The organism is Streptomyces sp. NPDC029296 (genome assembly GCF_055569255.1).
In genome coordinates, this window is sequence record NZ_JBVHXT010000004.1 from 121,229 (window position 1) to 139,744 (window position 18,516).

The 18,516-nt window shown below is 71.4% G+C and carries 18 protein-coding genes; 8 read left to right on the forward strand and 10 right to left on the reverse strand.

Features of this window, described 5'->3' with window-relative positions; translation table 11 throughout:
• Positions 1-31 precede the first annotated feature (31 nt).
• Complete coding sequence (glpX, locus tag ACZ4W9_RS05000; RefSeq protein ID WP_467933250.1) at positions 32-1,066, reverse strand: class II fructose-bisphosphatase; 1,035 nt, start codon at positions 1,064-1,066, stop codon at positions 32-34.
• Between the two features lie 127 nt (positions 1,067-1,193).
• On the opposite strand from glpX, the gene ACZ4W9_RS05005 reads away from it, so the two are divergent.
• The gene (locus tag ACZ4W9_RS05005) at positions 1,194-1,724 is read left to right on the forward strand and encodes a DUF4245 domain-containing protein (protein ID WP_467933251.1); all 531 of its coding nucleotides are present in this window, start codon (positions 1,194-1,196) and stop codon (positions 1,722-1,724) included.
• A gap of 73 nt (positions 1,725-1,797) precedes the next feature.
• Here ACZ4W9_RS05005 and ACZ4W9_RS05010 read toward each other — a convergent pair whose 3' ends face one another.
• The 4 genes from ACZ4W9_RS05010 to ACZ4W9_RS05025 all read right to left on the reverse strand — a co-directional run bounded on the left by ACZ4W9_RS05010 (position 1,798) and on the right by ACZ4W9_RS05025 (position 5,510).
• Positions 1,798-2,388, reverse strand: coding sequence for a malonic semialdehyde reductase (locus tag ACZ4W9_RS05010; RefSeq protein ID WP_318201644.1), 591 nt, complete (start codon positions 2,386-2,388; stop codon positions 1,798-1,800).
• Between the two features lie 141 nt (positions 2,389-2,529).
• Complete coding sequence (locus tag ACZ4W9_RS05015; protein WP_467933252.1) at positions 2,530-2,757, reverse strand: exodeoxyribonuclease VII small subunit; 228 nt, start codon at positions 2,755-2,757, stop codon at positions 2,530-2,532.
• The gene (xseA, locus tag ACZ4W9_RS05020) at positions 2,754-3,962 is read right to left on the reverse strand and encodes an exodeoxyribonuclease VII large subunit (protein WP_467933254.1); all 1,209 of its coding nucleotides are present in this window, start codon (positions 3,960-3,962) and stop codon (positions 2,754-2,756) included. Before xseA ends, ACZ4W9_RS05015 begins: the two co-directional genes overlap by 4 nt.
• A gap of 189 nt (positions 3,963-4,151) precedes the next feature.
• Positions 4,152-5,510, reverse strand: a complete 1,359-nt coding sequence (locus tag ACZ4W9_RS05025; protein ID WP_467933255.1) for an APC family permease — start codon at positions 5,508-5,510, stop codon at positions 4,152-4,154.
• A 64-nt stretch (positions 5,511-5,574) separates the two neighbouring features.
• On the opposite strand from ACZ4W9_RS05025, the gene ACZ4W9_RS05030 reads away from it, so the two are divergent.
• Together ACZ4W9_RS05030 and ppgK are read left to right on the forward strand one after the other, a co-directional pair.
• Positions 5,575-6,591, forward strand: coding sequence for a 4-hydroxy-3-methylbut-2-enyl diphosphate reductase (locus tag ACZ4W9_RS05030; protein ID WP_467933256.1), 1,017 nt, complete (start codon positions 5,575-5,577; stop codon positions 6,589-6,591).
• Between the two features lie 29 nt (positions 6,592-6,620).
• Positions 6,621-7,367, forward strand: coding sequence for a polyphosphate--glucose phosphotransferase (ppgK, locus tag ACZ4W9_RS05035; RefSeq protein ID WP_467933258.1), 747 nt, complete (start codon positions 6,621-6,623; stop codon positions 7,365-7,367).
• A gap of 407 nt (positions 7,368-7,774) precedes the next feature.
• Here ppgK and ACZ4W9_RS05040 read toward each other — a convergent pair whose 3' ends face one another.
• Positions 7,775-8,191 (reverse strand): DUF6542 domain-containing protein, encoded by a 417-nt coding sequence (locus tag ACZ4W9_RS05040; protein ID WP_467933259.1) that lies wholly within the window; start codon positions 8,189-8,191, stop codon positions 7,775-7,777.
• A 494-nt stretch (positions 8,192-8,685) separates the two neighbouring features.
• Here ACZ4W9_RS05040 and ychF point away from each other — a divergent pair, with 494 nt between their 5' ends.
• Positions 8,686-9,774 carry a redox-regulated ATPase YchF gene (gene ychF / locus ACZ4W9_RS05045; protein ID WP_467933260.1) on the forward strand — a complete coding sequence of 363 codons (1,089 nt, stop codon included), beginning with the start codon at positions 8,686-8,688 and terminating at the stop codon, positions 9,772-9,774.
• A 302-nt stretch (positions 9,775-10,076) separates the two neighbouring features.
• Here the strand turns inward: ychF and ACZ4W9_RS05050 are convergent, their stop codons facing one another.
• The 4 genes from ACZ4W9_RS05050 to ACZ4W9_RS05065 form a co-directional block, all read right to left on the reverse strand.
• Complete coding sequence (locus tag ACZ4W9_RS05050) at positions 10,077-10,523, reverse strand: hypothetical protein (protein ID WP_467933262.1); 447 nt, start codon at positions 10,521-10,523, stop codon at positions 10,077-10,079.
• A 74-nt stretch (positions 10,524-10,597) separates the two neighbouring features.
• Entirely contained in the window at positions 10,598-11,005 is a 408-nt protein-coding gene (locus ACZ4W9_RS05055) for a PIN domain-containing protein (RefSeq protein WP_467933263.1), read from the reverse strand.
• Positions 11,002-11,277, reverse strand: a complete 276-nt coding sequence (locus tag ACZ4W9_RS05060; protein WP_467933264.1) for a hypothetical protein — start codon at positions 11,275-11,277, stop codon at positions 11,002-11,004. The genes ACZ4W9_RS05055 and ACZ4W9_RS05060 overlap by 4 nt, the downstream gene beginning before the upstream one ends.
• Before the next feature lie 368 nt (positions 11,278-11,645).
• Complete coding sequence (locus ACZ4W9_RS05065) at positions 11,646-12,689, reverse strand: LuxR C-terminal-related transcriptional regulator (protein WP_467933266.1); 1,044 nt, start codon at positions 12,687-12,689, stop codon at positions 11,646-11,648.
• Positions 12,690-12,838: 149 nt separating this feature from the next.
• Here ACZ4W9_RS05065 and ACZ4W9_RS05070 point away from each other — a divergent pair, with 149 nt between their 5' ends.
• The 4 genes from ACZ4W9_RS05070 (at position 12,839) to ACZ4W9_RS05085 (ending at position 18,510) form a co-directional block, all read left to right on the forward strand.
• Positions 12,839-13,588, forward strand: a complete 750-nt coding sequence (locus tag ACZ4W9_RS05070) for a thioesterase II family protein (protein ID WP_467933267.1) — start codon at positions 12,839-12,841, stop codon at positions 13,586-13,588.
• A 103-nt stretch (positions 13,589-13,691) separates the two neighbouring features.
• Positions 13,692-14,405 carry a thioesterase II family protein gene (locus ACZ4W9_RS05075; RefSeq protein ID WP_467933268.1) on the forward strand — a complete coding sequence of 238 codons (714 nt, stop codon included), beginning with the start codon at positions 13,692-13,694 and terminating at the stop codon, positions 14,403-14,405.
• Entirely contained in the window at positions 14,402-15,232 is an 831-nt protein-coding gene (locus ACZ4W9_RS05080; RefSeq protein WP_467933270.1) for a mycofactocin-coupled SDR family oxidoreductase, read from the forward strand. The genes ACZ4W9_RS05075 and ACZ4W9_RS05080 overlap by 4 nt, the downstream gene beginning before the upstream one ends.
• Before the next feature lie 362 nt (positions 15,233-15,594).
• The gene (locus ACZ4W9_RS05085; RefSeq protein ID WP_467933272.1) at positions 15,595-18,510 is read left to right on the forward strand and encodes an amino acid adenylation domain-containing protein; all 2,916 of its coding nucleotides are present in this window, start codon (positions 15,595-15,597) and stop codon (positions 18,508-18,510) included.
• The last annotated feature ends 6 nt before the right edge of the window (positions 18,511-18,516 follow it).

Below are 18,516 nucleotides of genomic sequence, written 5' to 3' on the forward strand. Positions count from 1 at the left end.
GGTTCTCCCGGGCCGTCCCGGGCGCCGGGTCCTACTTCGCCCGGTCGAAGTCGATCGCGCTGTAGGCCCGCAGCTTCCTCAGCCGGTGCTCGGAGTCGATCCGGCGGACCGTCCCCGACTTCGACCGCATCACGATGGACTCGGTCAGCGCCGTCTCCGAGCGGTACCGGACCCCGCGCAGCAGCTCCCCGTCGGTGATCCCGGTCGCGACGAAGAAGACGTTCTCCCCGGAGACCAGGTCGTCGGTGGTGAGCACCCGGTCCAGGTCGTGGCCGGCGTCGATCGCCCGCTGCCGCTCCTCGTCGTCCTTCGGCCACAGCTTGCCCTGGATGGTCCCGCCCAGGCACTTCACGGCGCAGGCCGAGATGATGCCCTCGGGGGTGCCGCCGATGCCGAGCAGCAGGTCGACACCGGTGCCCTCGCGCAGCGCGTACACCGAGCCGGCGACATCGCCGTCCGAGATCAGCTTGATGCGTGCGCCGGCCTCCCGGACCTCCCGGATCAGCCCTTCGTGGCGCGGCCGGTCGAGGATGACGACGGTGACGTCCTCCGGCGTGGACCGCTTGGCCTTGGCGATCCGGCGGATGTTCACGGCGACGGGCGCGTTGATGTCGACGAAGTCCGCCGCCTCGGGACCGGTGACCAGCTTGTCCATGTAGAACACCGCGGACGGGTCGAACATGGCGCCGCGCTCGGCGGCGGCGAGGACGGCGATCGCGTTCGGCATGCCCTTGGCGGTCAGCGTGGTGCCGTCGATCGGGTCGACGGCGATGTCCACCTCGGGGCCGGTGCCGTCGCCCACGTGCTCCCCGTTGAAGAGCATCGGGGCCTCGTCCTTCTCGCCCTCGCCGATGACGACCACGCCGTTCATCGACACGGTGGAGACGAGGGTCCGCATGGCGCGCACCGCGGCACCGTCGGCGCCGTTCTTGTCGCCGCGCCCCACCCAGCGGCCCGCGGCCATCGCGGCGGCCTCGGTCACCCGGACGAGTTCCAGGGCGAGGTTGCGGTCGGGGGCCTCCGAGGGAACATCGAGCTCGGACGGCAGGTGATGGTGTTCGGTCATCGGAGCGCACCTTTCTGATACGACGACGGCCGGATGAGGGTCTTGGACCCGACTCTATCGTTAGGCATACAAAATGAGCAGGGGACCCCACGGATGAGCGCCCGGGACACCTGCGACGATAGGGGACGTGGCAGGTTCGAACCGCAAGCAGAAGACGGCCCGGGACATGGTGCTCTCCCTGGCCCTGATCGTCGTCGCGTCGCTGGTCGTGTACTTCTTCACCATCCCGCACGACGATCGCGCTCCCGACCTCAAGCGGGTCGACTACCAGGTCGAACTGCTCACGGCCCGCCGGGCGGCGAGCTACCCGGTGGCCGCGCCCGAGGGCCTGCCGAGTACCTGGAAAGCCACCTCCGTACGCTTCAAGGGCGCGGACGGCGACCGCTGGCACCTCGGCTTCGAGACCCCGGACGGCCAGTACGCGCAGGTCGAGCAGTCGACCACGCACAAGCGCGCCGAGTTCCTCGAGGACGCGACCCAGGGCGGCTCGGCCGGCAGGCACACCGAGCGGATCGACGGCCGTACCTGGACCCGCTACACCGGCGGCCGGTACGACGCCCTGGTCCTCGAGGACGCGCCCGGCGCCACGACGGTGGTGGCCGGCACCGCCCCCCTGAAGGACCTGACGACGCTGGCGGCGGCGCTGAAGACGGAGTGAGCGCGCACCCGCTCCCGTACGCGTGAAGAGGCCCCCGGCGATGCCGGGGGCCTCTTCACGCGTACGGGGGCCGTCAGACGGTGGTGACGACGTCCTCGTAGGCCAGGCGCGGGGAGCGCGGGAACCAGGCGTCCGGGCCCGGCTTGCCGATGTTGACGACCATCAGCGGGGTGTGGTCGTCGTCCAGGAACTCCTTGCGGACGCCCTCGAAGTCGAGGCCGGTCATCGGGCCGGCGGCCAGGCCCGCGGCGCGGACGCCGATGATGAAGTACGCGGCCTGGAGGGTGGCGTTCATCGCGGCGGCGCCCTCCCGGACCGGACGCTCGCCGAAGAACACGTCCTTGGCCTGCGGGAAGTGCGGGAAGAGGGCCGGCAGCTCCTCGTGGAACTCGTTGTCCGCGGAGAGGATCGCGACCAGCGGGGCGGCGGCGGTCTTGGCCTGGTTGCCCTCGGCCATGAGCCCGACCAGGCGCTCGCGGGCCTCGGCGGAGCGGACCAGGGTGATGCGCAGCGGGCTCTGGTTGAAGGCGGTGGGGCCGTACTTGACCAGGTCGTAGATCGCCTGCACCTGCTCCTCGGTCACCGGCTCGTCGGTGAAGGTGTTGGCGGTACGGGCCTCGCGGAACAGCAGGTCCTGGGCGGCGGGGTCAAGAACGAGAGACATGCGTGTACTTCCTGGGGTGCGCGTCCGGTCCGACGGGAGGCCGGACCGGCTGACGCGGACGACCCTACGCCAGTGAAGTTCAACGTTCAACTAAGACGGAGGTGCGGTGAGCCGCCTCACAGCCCGGGTGGCCCGTGGCGCCTACTCGCCGTCCCCCTCGGCGCCCTCCTCCTCGGCCAGCGCCGCGTCCAGCCGGGCCCGCGCCCCCTCCAGCCAGCGCCGGCACACCTTGGCCAGCTCCTCGCCGCGCTCCCACAGCGCCAGGGACTCCTCCAGCGAGGTGCCGCCCGCCTCCAGCCGCCGTACGACCTCGATCAGCTCGTCCCGGGCCTGCTCGTAGGAGAGCGCCTCGTCCACCTTGCTCGTCATCCGTCCACCTTCACCGTCAGTTCACCGTCGGCGACGCGGGCCCGCAGTGCCTCGCCCGCCGTCACCTCGGCCGGATCGCGCACCACGTGCCCGTCCGCCCGTTGCAGCACCGCGTAACCGCGCCGCAGCGTCGCCGCGGGGGAGAGGGCCACCACGCGCGCGTGCGTGTGTGTCAGCTCCGAGTCCGCGCGGTCCAGCAGATGCCCGAGGGTCCGCCGGCCGCGCTCCAGCAGGGCGAGCACGTGGTCGGCGCGCTCGTCCAGCATCCGGTGCGGATCCTGTATCACCGGCCGGGCCAGCGCGTGTGCCAGACCGCGTTCCTCCCGCTCCACGAACGCGGACGCGCAGCGCCGCGCCCGGTCCCGCAGCATCCGCACCCGCTCCAGCTCCTCGCCCACGTCGGGCACGACCTTCTTGGCCGCGTCCGTCGGCGTGGAGGCCCGCAGGTCGGCGACGTGGTCCAGCAGCGGATTGTCCGGCTCGTGCCCGATCGCGGACACCACGGGCGTACGGCACCCGGCCACCGCGCGCACCAGCTGCTCGTCGGAGAAGGGCAGCAGATCCTCCACGCTGCCGCCGCCGCGCGCCACGATGATCACGTCGACCTCGTCCATCGCGTCCAGGTCCTCGACCGCCTGGACGACCCGCGGGACGGCGTGCACGCCCTGCACGGGGACGTTGCGCACCTCGAAGCGGACGGCGGGCCAGCGGTGCCGGGCGTTCTCCAGCACGTCCCGCTCCGCGGCGGAGGCCCGGCCGCACACCAGCCCGATCAGCTGCGGCAGGAACGGCAGCGGCTTCTTGCGCTCCGGCGCGAAGAGCCCCTCCGCCGCCAGGGACTTCTTCAGCTGCTCCAGCCGGGCCAGCAGCTCACCGACGCCGACGGGCCTGATCTCGGCGGCGCGCAGGGACAGCTGCCCGCGCGGCGCGTACCACTCCGGCTTCGCCAGGACGACGACCCGCGCGCCCTCGCCGACGACGTCCGCCACCGTGTCGAAGACCTGGCGGTAGCAGGTCACGCTGACGGAGATGTCGTACGACGGGTCGCGCAGCGTGAGGAACACGACCCCCGCGCCGGGGCGGCGCGACAACTGCGTGATCTGCCCTTCCACCCACACCGCGCCGAGCCGGTCGATCCAGCCCCCGATCAGCCGCGACACCTCGCCTACGGGCAGCGGGGACTCCGGGGACGTGTTCACAGCCATGCGGTCGAGGGTAACGGCCGGTACTGACAGGGGATGGCCGTGCGGTTCCGCGTGGCCGGGGGTGGGGGCGGGCGCGGCCGCGGGGGCGCGGGGCGTGCGGCTGGGCGCCGTGGGAGGCGGCGCGCCGGGTGCGGGAGCCTCGTGGCCGCTGGCGCGGTTACCCGCGCCCCTCAGGGACGCCCGGGCCGGTCACCGGGGAACCCGCACCCGCTGCCCCACCAGCACCCCCAGACCGATCACCAGCCACACCGCCCCCACCACCTGGGCCACCCCGGACGCCGCCACGATGACGGCCACCGTGATCCCCGCCCCCGCCACCGGCACCAGCACGTGCCGCCACCGGCTCAGCTCCCCCCGGCGCCGTACGAAATACCCGACCACGCTCGCGTGCAGCAGCGTGAACGCCGACAGCGCGCCGATGTCGACCACCGAGACCAGCCTGTCCAGCCCGTCGTCCCGCCGCGCCGCCCACCCCGCCGCGACCAGCGTGACCACCGCCGCGCACAGCAGCGCGACCCGCGGCACGCCCCCGTCCGTCCGGGACAGCCCGCGCGGCAGCCGCCCGTCGCGGCCCATCGCGAACAGCAGCCGCCCGGCCGCCGCCTGCCCCGCCAGCGCCGCGAACGCCGCCCCGACCGCCTTGCTCGCCGCCACCAGATCCCGCAGCCACGGACCGGCCGCGGAGTCCACCGCGTCGTAGAAGGCCGAACCCTGCGATGCCGGATCGCGCGCCAGCCGCGCCGACGACACCGGCTCCAGCAGCGCCACCAGATACGTCTGCGCCACGAACAGCACCCCCGCCAGCGCCAGGCAGGACAACAGCGCCCGCGCCACCCGCGCCGACCCTCCGGTGACCTCCTCGGCGAAGGTCGCGATCGCGTCGAAACCCAGGTACGACAGGACCGCCACGGACACCGCGCCCAGCACCGCGGCCGGCGCGAACCCGCCCTGCGTGCCGTCCCCCGTCAGCGGCGTCAGCAGCCCCCGCTCCGCCCCGTCCCGCGCCAGCACCACGACCGCCGAGACCGCGAACACCAGCAGCACCGCGACCTCCAGGGCCAGCACGACGAAGCCCACGCGCGCGGCGGCCCGTACCCCCCACAGGTTCAGCAGGGTGGTGAGCACCACGGCCAGCGCCGTCCACACCCACCGGGACACCTCCGGAACCAGCGCGTTCATCGCGATCCCGGAGAAGAGATAGGCCACCGCGGGGATCAGGACGTAGTCCAGCGCCGCCATCCAGCCGGCGACGAACCCGGCGCCCTCGCCGAGCCCCGCACGCGCGTAGGCGAACACCGACCCCGCCCGCGGTACGACCCGCACCATCTGCGCGTAGCTGAACGCGGTGAACCCCATGGCCGCCGTCGCCACCGCGTACACCAGCGCCACCGCGCCGTGCGACCTGGCGTCCAGCGCCCCGAACACCCCGACCGGCGCCATCGGGGCGATGAACAGCAGCCCGTAGACCACGAGGTCCCGCAGGCCCAGACCGCCCCGGAGACGAGGGCCCGCGTCGGTCCCGGAGGACGTCGTTCCGGTGTTGGACATACACACAAGTCTTCCCCGCGGAGTGTGGGGAAGCGATCTCTGCGCTTTCGGACGCGGCCTTACGATGGGTCGCATGACCGCTTCGTCTGGCCGCCGTGTCCTGCTCGCCGCCCCCCGGGGCTACTGCGCCGGTGTGGACCGCGCCGTGATCGCCGTCGAGAAAGCCCTGGAACAGTACGGGGCTCCGATCTACGTCCGGCACGAGATCGTCCACAACAAGTACGTGGTGCAGACCCTGGAGAAGAAGGGCGCCGTCTTCGTGGAGCGCACGGAGGAAGTGCCGCCCGGCAACATCGTCATGTTCTCGGCGCACGGCGTCGCGCCCGTGGTCCACGAGGAGGCCCGCCAGGGCCGGCTCGCCACCATCGACGCCACCTGCCCCCTGGTCACCAAGGTCCACAAGGAGGCCGTCCGGTACGCCGGTGAGGACTACGACATCCTCCTGATCGGGCACGAGGGCCACGAGGAGGTCATCGGCACCTCCGGCGAGGCCCCCGACCACATCCAGCTGGTCGACGGCCCCGAGGACGTCGACAAGGTCGAGGTCCGCGACCCGTCGAAGGTCGTCTGGCTCTCCCAGACCACCCTCTCCGTCGACGAGACCATGGAGACCGTCGACGCCCTGAAGACGAAGTTCCCCGGCCTCGTCTCCCCGCCCAGCGACGACATCTGCTACGCCACCCAGAACCGCCAGCTCGCGGTGAAGCAGATGGGTGCCGAGGCCGACCTGGTCATCGTCGTCGGCTCGCGCAACTCCTCCAACTCCAAGCGGCTGGTCGAGGTCGCCAAGCTGGCCGGCGCCCGCGACGCCCACCTGGTCGACTTCGCCGACGAGATCGACGAGTCCTGGCTGGAGGGCGTGACCACCGTCGGCGTCACCTCCGGCGCCTCCGTGCCCGACGTGCTGGTCGAGCAGGTCCTCGCCTGGCTCGCCGAGCGCGGCTACGGCGACGTGGAACTCGTCAGGGCGGCCGAGGAGACCATCACCTTCTCGCTGCCCAAGGAACTCCGCCGCGACCTGCGCGAGGAGGCGGCGGCGCTGGTGGCCGAGCGCGGCGGAAGCGGCACACCCGCGGCGTGACCGTCAGTGGTCCGTCGTAACGTGGAGCCATGCAGATCTTCGGCGTGGACATCGGCGGATCCGGGATCAAGGGCGCCCCTGTGGATCTCGACCGGGGCGACCTGGCCCAGGAGCGCCACAAGGTGCTCACCCCGCACCCGGCGACACCCGACGCGGTCGCCGACGGGGTCAAGCAGGTGGTGGACCACTTCGGCTGGACCGGGCCGGTCGGCCTGACCTTCCCCGGAGTGGTCACCGGCGGCGCCACGGTCCGTACGGCCGCGAACGTGGACAAGGGCTGGATCGACACGGACGCGCGCGCGTTGTTCGCCGAGCGGCTCGGCGGACTGCCGGTGACGGTGGTCAACGACGCGGACGCGGCGGGCGTCGCCGAGATGGAGTTCGGCGCCGGCCGCGGACGCCGGGGCACGGTCGTCCTGCTCACCTTCGGCACGGGCATCGGCAGCGCCGTCTTCGTGGACGGCGTCCTGCTCCCGAACACGGAACTCGGCCATCTGGAGCTGAACGGCCACGAGGCCGAGAAGCGCGCCTCCAGCAAGGCCAAGGAGGACGGCGACCTCAGCTGGGAGCGCTGGGCGCACCGCGTCCAGCGGTATCTCCAGCACGTGGAGATGCTGTTCTCGCCGGAGCTGTTCATCATCGGCGGCGGGGTCAGCCGCAAGGCCGACAAGTTCCTGCACCTCATCGAGGACGTCAAGGCCGAGATCGTCCCCGCGCAGCTGCAGAACAACGCGGGGATCGTGGGGGCGGCGATGCGGGCGGCACAGTCCGGGTGACGGGTGACGGGGGACGTGTGCGTGTGCGTGTGACGGGCGGCGAATGGCGGGTGGCGGCTCCCTCGCACCGGCCAGCGCACAGCGGCTGACGGGTCCGCCGGCCCGGGAAGCAGGACCCCCGCCCGGTCGAGTGACGCGCCCTGTCAGGAGGCCTGCCGCGTCGCGCTACCCGGTCGGCCCGCCTGCGGGGATGCCTGCGCCCGGCGTCTGTCGGCGTGGGCGCCCGGGTGGTGCCCGTACCGGTGCTTGTCGGGGCGAGGCGCCGGCCGGTGTGGGTGCCGGGGGTTGGCAGCCGGTGTATGCCGGTGTGGGTGCCGGGTGCCGGGTGCCGGGTGCCGGGTGCCGGGTGCCGCGTGCCGGGCCGGGTGCCGTCGGCCGGTGTCTGCCGGCGCGGGCGTTGGGTGCCGTCAGCCGTTGTGGTGCTGTCGGCCCCGTACCCACCGCACCCGGCGGACCAGCACGACGGCCGCGGCGAGCAGCGTCCCCCCGTACAGCCACCCGGCCTGGGTGGCGAGTCCGGTGACCAGACCCATCATCCGGCCGAGCAGCCCCCCGCCGCCCTCCGCGACGGGCAGCAGCCCCACCGCGAACGCGATCGGGACGACCACGGGCGCGCTCAGCACGTCGCCGCCCCGCACCCACAGCGCGGTCAGCGCGCACACCGGCAGGAACAGCACGCCGTAGACCGTCGGGGACGCGCCGAACAGCAGCTGGTCCAGGCAGCCGAGCAGGAACATGGCGACGGCGCAGAACAGACCGCTGCCGAGCCCGGTGAGCCGGGGATTCGGCAGCCGGGGCCCCGCGGACGCGCCCGGCGCCGCCACCCGGGTCCGCCGCCCGGAGCGCAGGGAACCCGACGCACCCCCGCTGCCGCCACCGCTCCCACGGACGCCCCCCGGGCGCCGCCGGCCCTGGGAGGGCATCGGGGCGGGCGAAGCCGGGGGAGCGTCCGAGGCCCGGGGCCCTTGCGACGCCCGGGGACTCTGGGACGCCCTGGGGTCCTGCGACGCCCTGGGGTCGTGCGACGCCCTGGGGTCCTGCGACGGCGGGGGCTGCCGGGCGCCCCTGGGGCGCTGTGGCGGCATGCCGCGTCGCGGTCCGTCGTTCGGGGGTCGCTGCCTGTGTTGCTCCACAGGGACCAACCTAGGTCTGTTTATGTGCTGAATCAGCCCTCAGACACGCCGGGTGCGGGAGCTTGGCCGGACGTCCGGCACTCTCGCGAGGCGGACGCCCGGGACGCCGTAAACTGGTGGATCGGCCAGTGTCGGTCTCTGGCCCCTGGCAGCCCCTGGCCCACTCAACTACGGGAAGTCGCAACGTGTCGCTCACGATCGGAATCGTCGGCCTGCCCAACGTCGGCAAGTCGACCCTGTTCAACGCCCTGACCAAGAACGACGTGCTGGCGGCCAACTACCCGTTCGCCACGATCGAGCCGAACGTCGGCGTGGTCGGCGTGCCCGACGCCCGCCTCGCGCAGCTCGCCTCGATCTTCAAGTCGGAGCGCATCCTTCCGGCCACGGTGGACTTCGTGGACATCGCCGGCATCGTGCGCGGTGCCTCCGAGGGCGAGGGCCTGGGCAACAAGTTCCTGGCGAACATCCGCGAGTCGGACGCGATCTGCCAGGTGATCCGTGCCTTCAAGGACGAGAACGTCGTCCACGTCGACGGCAAGGTCTCGCCGAAGGACGACATCGAGACGATCAACACCGAGCTGATCCTCGCCGACCTCCAGACCATCGAGAAGGTCCTGCCGCGCCTCCAGAAGGAGTCGCGGATCAAGAAGGACGTCGCGCCCAAGGTCAAGGCCGTCGAGGAGGCCAAGGAGATCCTGGAGAAGGGCGAGACGCTCTTCGCCCACGGCATCGTCCAGGGCAGCGAGCGCGCCGAGCTGCTGCACGACCTGCACCTGCTCACCACCAAGCCGTTCCTCTACGTCTTCAACGTCGACGAGGACGAGCTGACGGAGGAGGAATTCAAGAACGAGCAGCGCGCCCTGGTCGCCCCCGCCGAGGCGATCTTCCTCAACGCCAAGCTGGAGGCGGACCTCGCCGAGCTGGACGAGGAGGAGGCCCTGGAACTCCTCCAGTCCGTCGGCCAGGACGAGCCCGGCCTCGCCACTCTGGCCCGCGTCGGCTTCGACACGCTCGGCCTGCAGACGTACCTGACGGCCGGCCCCAAGGAGTCCCGCGCCTGGACGATCAAGAAGGGCGCCACGGCCCCCGAGGCGGCCGGCGTCATCCACACCGACTTCCAGAAGGGCTTCATCAAGGCCGAGGTCATCTCCTTCGCCGACCTCGTCGAAGCCGGCTCGGTCACCGAGGCCCGCTCCAAGGGCAAGGCCCGCATGGAGGGCAAGGACTATGTGATGCAGGACGGGGATGTGGTGGAGTTCCGGTTCAATGTGTAGTGGACTGAATGCCACCACATCGCTGATCTAGCAAACATGCAGTTCAGGAGGGGTTCGACTCTCTGGAGTCGGGCCCCTTGGTTTTCCCCGTGCTGGGATGGTGCTGGGATGTGGATGAGCTGCCGGTGCTGGGTTCCGCTCTGGTGAGTCCCCGCGACCACGATTCGATCGCCGCGGGGAACATCGGCTGCCAAACCCGGTACCCACCCAGGCCAACAGGTATAGAGACAGGTCGGGGGCAGGGCTGAACCATGGGACGGTGGCTGCTGTCTCTGGCAGAGTGATCGGCCCAGATAAGTGCGCTATCCGTCCCCGTGCCACCAGCCCAAGAGCAGCGGGCCATCGCCGACTATCTCGGCCGTGAGACGGCCCGCATCGACACGCTCATCGAGGAGCAGCAGCGCCTGGTCGAGATGCTCCGCGAACGGCGTGCCGCTGCAATCGCGAGCACCCTGGCCAACCTGAGCGGCGCCATGACCAGGCTGAAGCACGTCTCGACGATCCAGACGGGGGTGACATTGAGCGGTGAGGGCGACTCCGCTGACCCAGAGTGGCCCTACCTGCGCGTTGCGAATGTTCAGGTTGGATATGTGGATCTCGGTGAGATCAAGACGGTCCGCGTTCCTTCTGAGCGCGCAGCCCGCTCCATGCTCCAGCCTGGGGATGTCCTGATGACCGAGGGCGGGGACATCGACAAGTTGGGGCGAGGGGCGCTGTGGCGCGGTGACCTGCCCAAAATGCTGCATCAAAACCACATCTTCGCAGTCAGACCGGAAAGCAGCAGTCGATCAACGGGTGGAGTCAAGCTGAGTAGATGCCGAGGTCAGATGTCCTTAATCTGTACGCGGTCGCCGCACAGTTTCGACCAGTCGTCGCGGTCCGAGGTAAGCACGAGGACGGGTGCCGGGGAGCGGAGCGCCATCGCGGCGACGAGGGCGTCGATGGCGTACTTGTAGCCGTGTAGGCCGCCGGCGTCGCTCAGCAGCTGCACCGCGGTGAGACTGTCCGCCTGGGTGACGTCTTGGACCTGAAGGCGGGAGAGCAGCCAGCGCAGCCGGGCGGTATCCGTCTTCGTGTATACGGCCTCCACCACCGTCAAGGCCGACACGAGGACGGGCACGCCTACGCGTCGAGCGGCCTCGATCCGGGTGATCATCTGCCGATCGTTGCGCAGCAACAGCGACAGCGCCTCGGAGTCGAGCACTAGGGACCTGGCCGAGGGCTCCTTCATGCGGCGCTATCGTTCGACGCGTAGGGCGCCGGTGCGTCACCAAACAGTTCGCTCTGCGCGGCCTGGACTTCGGCCTCGCCCAGCGGCTCGTGCTCGGCTTCGTAGGCGGCCACGATCTCGGCGAGGCCGTCCATGGCGAGCTGATGCCGGACCGCCGCCGTCACGTACGCGGACACGCCGCGCTTACCGGTACGGGTGCGCAGAGCACCGAGGAGTTCCGAGGGCATCGAGACGGAGATATTCTCCGTGCCGCCGGGGCGAGGTGACTTCATGGTCGCAAGTCTAGTACAGAAACTATTACAGCGCCGAGGTTCTGTACGGCTGCATCCTTGGCGCATACTCCCGACGTTCTGGATCTTCTTGTACTCTGCCGAGAACCCCGTGCTGGGATGGTGCTGGGATGCGCCCAGATAACCGCAGGTCAGAGTGGTTGTGATGGAGCTCCGGTTCAACGTGTGACCGGAGAGTCGCTGTGCGTTGACGTGATGCGTGGATCCGGGGCCGAGCCCTCTCGGGGGCTCGGCCCCTTCCGTGTCCTTGGGCGAGCGACGCCCTTCGAATCGCGTGCACCGGAGGCGACGGTCGGGGGGCGGGCGACGGTGACCCCCAGGGAGCGAGGCCGAGGGTCGCCGTGGTCGTGTCAGGAGGCGGCGGTGTCCCGAGGAGGGGCGGGAAGCGGTCGGTTGAGCAGGTCGTGCTGGGAGATGAGGTAGCCGGCGTGGAGCCGGTTCCGGGCGCCGATACGCTTCATGATCTGCGCCACGTGGCGCTGGCACGAGCGCAGTGACAGCCCGAGGCGTGCGGCAATGCGCCGGTCCTCTTCGCCGGTGACCAGGAGGCGCATGATGCTGTGCCTGACGTCCTCGGAGGCTTCGCGGACCTCCCGGCGGTCGTAGGCGATGCGAAACGGAGTCGCGGCGACCCAGGCGCGTTCGAACGCGACCGTGGCGAAGTCGACGATGCTGGGGTCGCTGACCAGCGCCGCGCCGTCGGACCGGTCGTGCAGGGGCACGAGCACAGTGCGCCGGTCGAAGATCATCAGCTGTGGGAACCCGTCGGCCAGGGTGCGGAACTGGGTGCCCAGAGCGGTGAAGTGCTCGACGTAGGCGGTCGTGCCGGCGTCGAAGTGGGCGCTGTGCTGGTAGAGGGTGCGGATGGCGACGCCGCGCTCCAGCAGATCACGCGATCGGGCGACCGATTCGTGGAGCACTTCCTGCGGCCTTGGTCCCCCCGGGTGGGACGTGAGCACCTCGGTGGTCGACGAGGCAGCCAGGCCGTTGATGATGCGCCGGACGTCGCCGCGGTTCAGAATCATCTCGATGCCCGCTCGCCGCGACCGTTCGGCCGCGGCTGTCTCGTAGACGTGCACGAAGCCGTCGTACGCGGTGCGCATCGTCTCGGTCCGTGCCTGCAGGCGCTGTAGTTCGCCGAGCAACGGCGCAAGGCGCTGGAGCTTCGCGCTCTCCGGTGACACGGCGACGAACCGGCCGTCCCCATCCTCCGTTTCGCGCACCAGATGCAGGGCACGGAGGTTCTGGACGGCCGCTCGGATCTCGTTCTGCGGCGCTGCGGTCTCCGCCTCGATATCACTCAAGGTGACGAGTCCAGCTTCGCAGGCGCGGGCGTAGATCCGTTTCTCTAGGTCACGCAGGACGGTGGCCGAATCGCTGGGTGCTGCTGTCACGTAGGGTGAGTTTAGTCGCTTCTGTTCTGCCGTCGTATTCGCGCCAACGAGGAAACGACACCTCGACGATCTTGGCGGCCCGTTCCCGTTCCGGATAGCTTGATCACGCCTCACAAAGGCTCAGTTCGTTCAGCGTGGAATGTGGTTCCGTGATTCATGTCACCTGGCTCAGCCCCCTGCGGCGGGCGTCTCCCTGCCCCGAGGCACGGATCGTGGTCATCCCGCATTCCGGTGCCGGCCCCAACGCCCTGCTGCCGCTGGTGAAGCACCTCCCGGCGGCGTTCGAAGTCGTCGGAGTGACGCTTCCCGGGCGCGAGCGGCGGTTCGTCGAAGAGCCCGAGATCTCGCCGGACGACCTCCTGGAAGGCATAGCCCGTGAGCTGGCGGCGTTGCCTGCCCTTCCCACCGTGCTGTTCGGGCACAGTCTCGGCGGATCCATCGCCTTCGCCCTGTCCGTGACGCGTCCGGGCATCTGCTCGGCGCTGGTCATCAGTGCCCAACTGCCGTGCGGATCACAGATCGAGCGGCCGACGCAGTGGGACGACGACGCGCTGACACGCGTACTCCAGCGAGGCGGCGGAACCCCCGCCGAGATGCTTGAAGATCCGGCCTGGCGTGACCACACGCTGCGCCTCCTGCGAGCCGACCTCACCCTGGGGGGACAGCTCGCACTGCGCAACGCGCGGGTGAGAGTGGCCCACCCGCTCACCGTGCTCGGCGGCGAGCAGGATCTCCTGGTCCCCGCGGAACGGCTACGCGCCTGGGCCGAGCGGGCGGACGGCGCGGTGGCGTCCCGCGTACTTCCCGGCGGCCACTTCTATCTCCTCGACGATGCGAACGCCGAGGCTGTGGCCGGGGCCATCGCGGACTCCGCGAGGGCGGCCACGGCCGCCCGCTGACGTCCGATGTGCGGGACGGCGTGACGCGCGCCCGTCCGCACACCCCGGGGCCCGCTCCGCTTTCTGTTCACTTCTCAACCGTCCGTATAGAGGGAATGTGGTCATGCCCATGACTCATCTCATTTGCCTGCCTTTCGCAGGCTCCGGTGCGTCGTTCTTCAAGGAATGGCAATCGGTCGCTCCGGAAGGGCTCCGGATCGTCCCCGTTCAGCTTCCCGGCCGTGAGGAACGCTTCATCGAGGCTCCGCATACCGAGGTCGCCCGGGCGGTGGAGGAGATCCACACCAGCGTGCTCGACCAGCTGGCCGACGCCGAACGCGTGGCCGTCTTCGGGCACAGCCTGGGCGCCGTGCTGGCCTACGAGCTGACGCACAAGCTCTGCGCATCCCGGCCCGCGCCGCCGAGCCGGCTGTTCGTCAGTGGCTCGCCGGGCCCGTGGAACGGCCGCGAGCACCGGGCCACCGGTCTGGACGACGAGGCGTTCCTGACACAGGTCCGCGCGTTCGCCGGCTACGACCACCCCGCGCTCGCGCACCCCGAGATGCGCGCGCTTCTGCTGCCCATGCTGCGGGCCGACGTCCAGATGCACGAGAACTACCGCCCGACCTCCGACAAGCCCCTGGAGGTGGCGGTCACCGCCCTGCGCGGCCGCGAGGACGAACTGGTCGACGCGGAGCAGATCGCCCAGTGGCGTGAGGCGACGACGGCCGGCTTCCGCACGGCGGAGCTGGACGGCGGCCACATGTACCTGGCCGACGAGGCCGAGGCACTGCTGCGGCTCATCGCCGCCGAGCTCGGGCCGGTGGACGCCCGATGACCCCGCGACTGTCCGGCAAGACCGCTGTCATCACCGGCGCCGCCCGCGGTCTGGGACGCGCCACCGCGGTGGCGTTCGCCCGCGAAGGTGCCGATCTGATGCTGCTCGACCTGGCGGAGGACCTGCCGGGCGTCCCCTACCCGCTGGGCTCCGAGAGCCAGCTGGCCCACACCGCCGAGCTGTGCCGCGAGTACGGCGTCGCCGCCTCGACGGCCCGGCTGGACGTGCGTGACCTCGACGCGGTGGAGGCCGCGATGGCCACCACTCGCGAGCGGTTCGGACGGATCGACGTGCTCGTCAACAACGCCGGGATCGCCGCTCCTTCAGGCAAGGCCGCCCATGAGATCGACGAACGTGAGTGGCAGCTGATGATCGACGTCGACCTCTCCGGAGCCTGGCGGGCCATCCGAGCGGTGGGCGGTCACATGGCCGAGCAGCGCTCGGGCAGCATCATCAACATCGCCTCCACCGCGGGCGTCGTGGGTTACCGCCACTTCGCCGGCTACGTGGCCGCCAAGCACGGCCTGGTCGGTCTGACCAAAGCCGTGGCACTCGACTACGCACCGCTCAAGGTGCGGGTGAACGCCCTCTGCCCCGGCTCCGTCCGGGATGACTCGCAGGTCGAGGGCCGGATGCTGTCCGAAATCGCCCGTTGCCTGGACGTGCCGGTGGCCGAGCACGAGGAGACCTTCGTGCAGGCCCAGCCGATGAACGCCCTGATCGAGCCCGAGGACATCGCATCGGCGGCCGTGTGGCTGGCCTCCGACGAGTCCCGCCAGGTCACCGGCAGTGTCCTCACCGTGGACGGCGGCTTCACCGCCCGTTAGACCCTGTCCCCGGACCCCTCACCCAACCGGGCGAGGCCATGCACGCCTCCCACTGCCTCCACGGAGCCGGAGGTGCCTCACCCGTCACACCGGTCCCGGGCCTACGTACATCCGGTACCAGGACCGGGACCCGGCACATCGAGAGCCCGCGCCCGACACCGCGCGGCCCGACCCCGGCGGACAACAGGATTCCGGCGACCGGACCCGGGGCCGTCCGGTCGAATCCGCTGCCGGTCCGAGGTCGCCCGGTCGCCCGACACCGGCCCGACGTCCCGCCGGCCGCTCCCCCCGGGCCGGGCCGTACGCACCGCTGCCCGTGGCGGCTCGCCCATGTCACTGATCATCGTCCCGGAGAGTCACCCATGCCGCCTACGCTCCTCCACACCCACCTGATCCCGGCCGACTGCCCACCGTCGGGCCACACCCATGCCTGGCGGGTCCGGCTGCCCGAAGGCGCCGACACCGACCGCCTCCGCCACCTGCTCGACACCGCGGTCGACCGGTGGTGGCCCGAGGTCACCGCACGGCCGAGGCTTTGGAGCGAACCCGTCCCGGCGGCGGCCCGCTCCACCACCGCGGACCGCCGTCTGCGGGCCGAGTTGAACCGCCCGCTGGGCACCGGTCAGGCGCCGCTGCGCGTGGTGCTCCTCGCCTACGCGGACGGCCAGGCCGACCTCCTTCTGGTCGCCCACCGGGGTTTCCTGGACGCGGCCTCGCTGCGCCGTGTCGCCGACGTACTGCTCGACCGCGCGCCGGCCGCGCGGTACGCCTCGTCGGTGAGCACGCGGCTCGCGCCGGTCGACGCGGAAGCGCGCAAGGCGTGGAGCGTGGCGGAGTTCGCCGGCCGGGTCGAATGGGCGGCGGGCGACAGGCCGGCGGGGGACCGCACCGGAGTGGTGCGGATGCCCCTGCCCGAGGCGGCCGCCGACCCGACGGGGGACGCGCTCGCGGTCGCGACCGCACTGGTCCTCGGGCGGTACGAGAACCAGGACACCCCAGTCGTCGGCGCCCTGACCGGCCAGCCGGGCCGGCCGGCCGACGCCCTCGGGGCGGACGCGGGCACCCTCCTGGCCCCGGACCTGTCCGGCGCGCGCTCGACCGCCGAGCTGCTGCGCGAGGCCGCGCACACGCTGACGGGCACGTGGTGCGACCGGCAGACCTACGCCGACCTGGCGGCCGAGTCGGGCGGCCGCGTACTGGCGGGCGTGCTCGACCCGGCCGCGCACCCGGCGGACGGCGCCACCGAGACCTATCTCCCGTGCCAGACCGCCCCCTTCCCCCTCACCGTGATGATCCGACGAGGCGCGGACGCGCAGCCCGAGCTGGAGATCCACCATCGTCTCGCCGACATCGACGAGGCGGCGGCCCGGCAGTTCGCCCGGCACCTCGCGCGGACCTTGGAACAGGTGGGGGCCGGCACTGAGGAGACGGCCCCCGGGGACATCGACCTCCTGGACGACGAGGAGCGGAACGCGTTGGTGGCCCTCGGCCGTCCGGCGCGACCGCTCGACTGGCAGCCCCGGCGCATCGACGAACTCTTCGCGCACCGCGCCGCCGAGCGCCCCGAGGCGATCGCTCTCCGCTTCGAGAACCACTCGTTGACGTACGCGGAGCTGAACGAACGGGCCGACCGTTTCGCGGGAGCGCTGCACGACCTCGGTGTCCGGCCCGGCGAACGGGTGGGCATCTGCCTGGACCGCTCCCTGGACCTGGTCGTCACGATGTTGGCCGTACTCAAGGCCGACGCCGTCTACGTGCCGATGGATCCGGCCTACCCGGCCGACCGGCTCTCCTACACCACCGAGGACGCGGGACTGCGCTTCGTCGTCACCGCGCTGGAGGACTTCCCCGCCGGACAGGCCCGCACGATCCACCCGGAGGAGCTGGCGGCGGGCGGCGCCACGGCCGCGCCCGCACCCGGCCGCGGCAACGAGCAGGCCGCGTACATCATCTATACGTCGGGCTCGACCGGTCGCCCCAAGGGTGTCGTAGTCCCGCACCGCAACGTGGTCGCCCTGCTTTCGGCCACCCGTGAGGACTTCGGCCTCCGCCCGGACGACACCTGGACGCTGTTCCACTCCGCCGCCTTCGACTTCTCGGTCTGGGAAATCTGGGGCCCGCTCCTCACCGGTGCCCGGCTCGTCGTCGTGCCGTACTGGGTTTCCCGCTCACCGCAGGAGTTCCGTGCGTTGCTGAGGGACGAGCGGGTCACGGTGCTCAACCAGACGCCCTCCGCGTTCGCCCAACTGGTGGAAGCCGACCGGCAGCACGAGCCCGACCTGGCGCTGCGCCTGGTGATCTTCGGCGGCGAGCCGCTGGACGCCCGCGGCCTGCGCGGCTGGTTCGACCGGTACCCGGAGCGCCGCTGCCGCCTGGTGAACATGTTCGGCATCACCGAGACCACCGTCCACGTCACCGCGCAGACGGTCGGCCGCAAGGAGGCCCTGGCCGGTTCCCGGTCCGTCGGCCCGGCGCTGCCGGGCTGGTACCTCTATGTGCTCGACGAGCGGCAGCGGCCCGTCCCCCTCAACGTCCCCGGCGAGATCTACGTCGGTGGCGAGGGCGTGGCCCTGGAGTACCTCGGGCGCCCCGGGCTGACCGCCGAGCGCTTCATCACCGATCCGTTCACCGGCGGCCGGATCTACCGCAGCGGTGACAAGGGCCGGCTGCGGCCTGACGGCCGGCTCGAGCACCTGGGCCGGCTGGACACCCAGGTCAAGCTGCGCGGCTTCCGCATCGAGCTGGACGAGATCCGCAACGTCCTGCTGGACGATCCCACGGTGACCGCGGCCGCCGTGGTTCTCGGCGGTGCCGACGCCGGGGACGCGGCCGCGGCGCGCTTGGACGCCTACGTGGTCCTCGACGGCGGTGACACCGCCGCGGTGCGCCAGCGAGCGGCCAAGGTGCTGCCCGAGTACATGCTGCCGGCCACCGTCACGGCTCTGTCCGCGCTGCCGCTGACCGCGAACGGAAAGCTGGACGCTCGCCGGCTGCCCGCTCCGGCGGCCGCTCCGTCCGCGCAGCCGTCCCCGGACTCCGACGAGATCAAGGGTGGAGGACTGGCCGCCGCGCTGGCCGAGGTCTGGCAGGACGTTCTCGGCGTGCCGGTCGGCCCGGACGACAACTTCTTCGAGCTGGGCGGCAACTCCCTGTACGCGGTGCGCCTCGCCGCCGCGATGAACGAGCGGAACCTGCCCGCGATGCCGATGCGGGAGCTCTACCTGAACCCGACCGTCAACCGCCTCGCCGCGGTCCTCGCACCGGGAGACCAGGCATGAGCGAGC

What these genes read in the sequence shown, in the direction of transcription:
- glpX (WP_467933250.1), bottom strand. Translation starts at nt 1,066, where the DNA reads ATGACCGAACACCATCACCTGCCGTCCGAGCTCGATGTTCCCTCGGAG.
- ACZ4W9_RS05010 (WP_318201644.1), bottom strand. Translation starts at nt 2,388, where the DNA reads ATGTCTCTCGTTCTTGACCCCGCCGCCCAGGACCTGCTGTTCCGCGAG.
- ACZ4W9_RS05015 (WP_467933252.1), bottom strand. Translation starts at nt 2,757, where the DNA reads ATGACGAGCAAGGTGGACGAGGCGCTCTCCTACGAGCAGGCCCGGGAC.
- xseA (WP_467933254.1), bottom strand. Translation starts at nt 3,962, where the DNA reads ATGGCTGTGAACACGTCCCCGGAGTCCCCGCTGCCCGTAGGCGAGGTG.
- ACZ4W9_RS05025 (WP_467933255.1), bottom strand. Translation starts at nt 5,510, where the DNA reads ATGTCCAACACCGGAACGACGTCCTCCGGGACCGACGCGGGCCCTCGT.
- ACZ4W9_RS05030 (WP_467933256.1), top strand. Translation starts at nt 5,575, where the DNA reads ATGGGTCGCATGACCGCTTCGTCTGGCCGCCGTGTCCTGCTCGCCGCC.
- ppgK (WP_467933258.1), top strand. Translation starts at nt 6,621, where the DNA reads ATGCAGATCTTCGGCGTGGACATCGGCGGATCCGGGATCAAGGGCGCC.
- ACZ4W9_RS05055 (WP_467933263.1), bottom strand. Translation starts at nt 11,005, where the DNA reads ATGAAGGAGCCCTCGGCCAGGTCCCTAGTGCTCGACTCCGAGGCGCTG.
- ACZ4W9_RS05060 (WP_467933264.1), bottom strand. Translation starts at nt 11,277, where the DNA reads ATGAAGTCACCTCGCCCCGGCGGCACGGAGAATATCTCCGTCTCGATG.
- ACZ4W9_RS05075 (WP_467933268.1), top strand. Translation starts at nt 13,692, where the DNA reads ATGCCCATGACTCATCTCATTTGCCTGCCTTTCGCAGGCTCCGGTGCG.
- ACZ4W9_RS05080 (WP_467933270.1), top strand. Translation starts at nt 14,402, where the DNA reads ATGACCCCGCGACTGTCCGGCAAGACCGCTGTCATCACCGGCGCCGCC.
- ACZ4W9_RS05085 (WP_467933272.1), top strand. Translation starts at nt 15,595, where the DNA reads ATGCCGCCTACGCTCCTCCACACCCACCTGATCCCGGCCGACTGCCCA.